The 662-nt window shown below is 79.6% G+C and carries 1 pseudogene; it reads left to right on the top strand.

The window, feature by feature from the left end:
• A pseudogene (locus AC2CJA_RS27080) lies at positions 1 to 662 on the top strand (ATP-binding protein); the annotation flags it as partial.

The raw sequence follows: 662 nt of genomic DNA, 5'->3' as shown, positions 1-662 counted from the left end.
ACCCGGCACTGTGGCCCCAGCTGCGGGCCGTGGGCGAGCAGGCCGCCGCCGACCGGCTGACGGCCGAGATCCACGGCGGCCGGATGAACGACGTCGACTACGTCCGGATCGACCGCGTCTGGCAGTCGGCGCGGGCGCGGTACGAACGGCTGCCCGCCTTCACCGAGGCCGTGCTCGACCGGGGAGCCGCCGCCTTCGCCCACCCCTCCGGTGACCGCGACCTGCCCGTACGGGCGGCCCGGCACGACCTGCTGACCGGGCAGGTGCGGCTGGGCGCCGCGCCCGACGAGGAGCGCAACCCCCACGCCTACCGGGGCGTCCGCCTCGCCCTGGAGCCCGCGCTGCTGAGCACCTCGATGCTGGTGGTGGGGCCGTCGGCGGCGGGCAAGACCAGCCGGGTGGTGCGGCCGGTGGTGGAGTCCCTGGCCCTCCAGGCCCTCGCCGGGCGGGCCGCCGTGGTCGCCGTGGGCGCGGCCGGCGCCGGGCTCGGCCCCGACGGGGCCTACGACGTGGTGATCCGGCCCGGCGACCCCGGCTGCGCCCACGACCTCGACCTCTACGGCGGTGCCGACGACCCGGACGAGGCCGCGGCCGTCCTGGCCGAGGCGCTGGCCGGGGACGCGCCCGGCGGCCCGGTGGGCCCCGGCGGCGCGGGCGGCTTC

It is taken from the genome of Streptomyces sp. ATLC9 (genome assembly GCF_057196705.1).
This window is presented reverse-complemented; position numbering and strand designations above follow the sequence as displayed.